General features: G+C 67.1%; 4 protein-coding genes. 3 read left to right on the top strand and 1 reads right to left on the bottom strand.

All coding sequences use genetic code 11. The annotated features are described in order from the left end of the window. Window positions 1-55 precede the first annotated feature (55 nt). The gene (locus tag SCA03_RS34535; protein WP_030893941.1) at window positions 56-1,240 is read right to left on the bottom strand and encodes a helix-turn-helix domain-containing protein; all 1,185 of its coding nucleotides are present in this window, start codon (window positions 1,238-1,240) and stop codon (window positions 56-58) included. A 229-nt stretch (window positions 1,241-1,469) separates the two neighbouring features. On the opposite strand from SCA03_RS34535, the gene SCA03_RS37420 reads away from it, so the two are divergent. The 3 genes from SCA03_RS37420 (at window position 1,470) to SCA03_RS34525 (ending at window position 3,172) form a co-directional block, all read left to right on the top strand. Continuing rightward, window positions 1,470-1,667, top strand: a complete 198-nt coding sequence (locus SCA03_RS37420; RefSeq protein WP_443098241.1) for a DUF7848 domain-containing protein — start codon at window positions 1,470-1,472, stop codon at window positions 1,665-1,667. Window positions 1,668-1,894: 227 nt separating this feature from the next. After that, on the top strand, window positions 1,895-2,800 hold the full coding sequence (locus SCA03_RS34530; protein WP_086815202.1) for a radical SAM/SPASM domain-containing protein: 906 nt from the start codon (window positions 1,895-1,897) through the stop codon (window positions 2,798-2,800). Between the two features lie 24 nt (window positions 2,801-2,824). Continuing rightward, entirely contained in the window at window positions 2,825-3,172 is a 348-nt protein-coding gene (locus tag SCA03_RS34525) for a hypothetical protein (RefSeq protein ID WP_030886027.1), read from the top strand. The last annotated feature ends 96 nt before the right edge of the window (window positions 3,173-3,268 follow it).

Below are 3,268 nucleotides of genomic sequence, written 5' to 3'. Positions count from 1 at the left end.
AGCGACGGCATCCTTGCTCGTTGTCCCCGGCGCCGGAGCACCGCACCATCGGACATCAGAACGGGATTCCCGACATCTGCGCCAACTTCACGAGTTTCTCGTTACTCCTTCGATGCATGGAGGAGAGGACACGCACCACTTCGCGGCCCATCGGGTGGATACGTGCCATCTCCGGGGCGGCATCCCAGGCACGGCTCACGCTCTCAAGCGCCCCGTCGCGGTCTCCGACATCCAGTTGCGCCCTGGCGATGTTGATGTAGGTGGGAGCCCGACGCGTGACCGGCAGCCCCTGTAGGCAGGCGTCCGCGTCTGCACCGATCTCGATCGCCCGGCGCGGCTCCCCGAGGTCGACCTGAGTGGCGAGCACGTGGGTTTCGGTGTTCGCGGGCCCGAAGGTCAGGCCGTGCGGTGTCCTGTCCGGCCCGAAATCCTCCGCTGCGGCGCGCGCCGCAGCAATGTGCCGCTCGGCCTCCGTCTTGGCGAGGCCCTTGTCCGTCAACCGTCCCGCGAGCGTCATGCCTCGCAGGCTCAAGATGCCTACGGAGTAGGCACGTTCCTCCCCGGACAGCCGTGTTTCCGCACGAACGATCGCCCGGTCCACCACATCAAGCCCGCGTTCGATGTCCCCGAAATTCAGGTACGTCCCTGCCCGGTCCCGGTCCGCCAAGGCCGCGGAAACCGGGTTGTCCTGCTGGGCAACCGCCCACTGCTGGCGAGCGATGGCCAGCTCCGCCAGAAGCCGCCACCGATGGCGCGCCGCCAACCAATAGGCGCAGCTGTAGAGATCGGAAAGGGCCGTCCAGGCCGACTGGGAGTTCTCCGTCAATGCGACAGAAGTGCTCTTCCTCAACAGCTCCGGAAGCATGGCCAGAACACCGCTGACCACGACCCCGTCCCGGAGTTGCTGAAGATGGACCATCAGCGCGGCGACCTCGGTCATGCCGGCATCCGGGCGCGTGGGGATGTCGTAATCCCGCATCGCTTCTTCCAGCTCCGCGAGAGGCGTCGTTCCCTCCCGCGAGACGGGCGCTGCGCCCATCACGTCCTCGACGTGCAGACCGAACGCCTTGGCGAACTGGTGCGCCGCGGTGGGCGTAAGGGGCCGGTCACCGGTCTCGATCTTCTCGATGTACGACGCGCTGAGCTGAGTCATACGCGAGAGCCTGGCCCTGCTGAGCTTCCGTTCCTCTCGCAGGCGGCGGAGGTGATCCCCAGGAGCCAAAGCGCTTGGTGCAGACATAGGTGCCTCCTTTCCTCCCCATGGTGACCCACCGGGAGCCCACCGACCGCAACTGTGTGGCACTTTGTGTGACTCGCTCTTCCCAGATCTGTCGTTCACTGGTCGTGCATCCGACATCACCCAGTGACCACATCCGAGGAGTGAGCGCCATGCCCGCGCCGAAAACCTGGCGGACGAAGCCGGCCGACCCGGCCGAGCACCTCGATCAGTTCCGGGACCCGCTCACGTGATGCGCCACCGGAAAGAGCCCGCATACGAGTGCCTGTGCCGAGAGTGTGACGGGGAGTCCAGGCTGGTCCCCTCACCAGCAGCAGTGCGCCGCTGGGCGGTCGGACATCGCGCCGAGACGGGACACTCGACCTTCGTCGAAGTCGCGGAAACCCTGTTCACGGTGGGCGCATCACCACCACCCACCGACATGCGTTGACGTCTTTGTGGCTGGTGCGGGGGTGCCGGGCCGTAGGTGTTCCGAGATCCGCGTGCCCGAATACACCACGACGCGTCGATATGAGCCCGGGCCGCCATGAAATGTGCGCCCTCTTCGCGGGACACCATGGCGAGCATTCCGCTGGGACGGAAGATCCGGTGGGGAAGCGGCCACTCCCCCACCGGGCCAGTGAGCAAGAAACCCCTCAACCCAAGGGAGAATCACTCATGGCTGCATCCACGTTACTCAAGTTCGTGTGGCTCGAAGTCACCGGACTCTGCAACGAATTCTGTGATCATTGCTACGCGGACTCGTCCCCGCAGGGAACGCACGGCGCGATGGGGCCGGCCGACTGGACGGCCGTCATCGATCAGCTCGCCGGCATGGGGACGGTCGACGTGCAGTTCATCGGCGGCGAACCGACGCTGCATCCTCATCTTTCCGACCTGATCGAGCACGCACACGGTGCCGGCCTCGGCGTCGAAGTGTTCTCGAACATGACGTTCATCCGTGAGCCTCTGTGGGACACCCTCAAGCGCTGTGGCGCCAAGCTGGCCACGTCGTACTACTCGGACGACGCCAGGGAGCACGACGAAGTGACACATCTCCGGGGCGCGCACCGGAAAACCCGCGCCAACGTCGAAAAGGCTCTGTCCCTCGGCATCCCGCTGCGGGGCGGGGTCGTCGCCGTGCGCGAAGGGCAGCGCGTCAACGAAGCTGCACAGGACCTCTCGTCCCTGGGCGTGCGAGAAATCGGCGGGGACCGTATGCGCGCCTTCGGCAGGGCGAGCCGCGGCGCTGCACCGACCATCGGCGATCTGTGTGGGCACTGCGCCCACGAGAAGTGCGCCATCGGCCCGGACGGCGATGTGTGGCCCTGCGTCCTGGGCCGGTTTCTGCACATCGGGAACGTTCGGGAACGGCCCCTCTCCGAGATCTGGGGCGGGCCGCGGATGAGTGAGATCCTGGCCGATATCCGGGCCGCCCACGGAGACGGCGTCCAGTCGTGCACCCCGCCGCAGTTCCTGCCCATGTGTGGACCGTGCGGCCCGTGCGTTCCCTCGGTGCAGCACTGCGACCCGAGAGAAGCCGGCGTCGCAGCGGAGAGGACTACGATCCCCACACCCGCATGACGAGCCGGTACAGGAGTCAGTGACATGCACGACCACGGAGACGATTTCGGCGCCTGGTGCGGCGACCACGGCAGCACCGGGGCGCACCGGACCGAGGAGGAATGGCTGGGAGTCGCCCGATACGTGCGCCATGCCGCGAACAAGATTCTTCCGGAACCGCTCCCTCTGTGCCTTCCCGGGGAGCCGCAGGAGTGCGGACGCACGGCGCAGCAGCACGTCATGGCGTGGGGCGCCGCGCTCAAGGCCGGCGCCCAGTCCGTGATCGAGGACGCGGCCCCGGCACCGGCGCACGCGGCCTTCGCCGGGTCCGTGCTCTATCAGCGGTCCCTTGACGAGATGAGAACGCAGGGAGCACCGCGAACGCCCGCGTAGGGTCCCGTGACCGTCCCGCCCCTGACTGTGTCCCGTGCACGAGGGCCCCTTGCGCAGGGACGGGGCCACGGGCGGGACGGTCTCCTCTCTGGCGTT

The sequence above is a fragment of the Streptomyces cacaoi genome (assembly GCF_006539165.1).
Lineage (GTDB): Bacteria > Actinomycetota > Actinomycetes > Streptomycetales > Streptomycetaceae > Streptomyces > Streptomyces cacaoi.
Note: the sequence above shows the minus strand (reverse complement) of the source record. Positions and strands in the feature narration are given on the sequence as shown.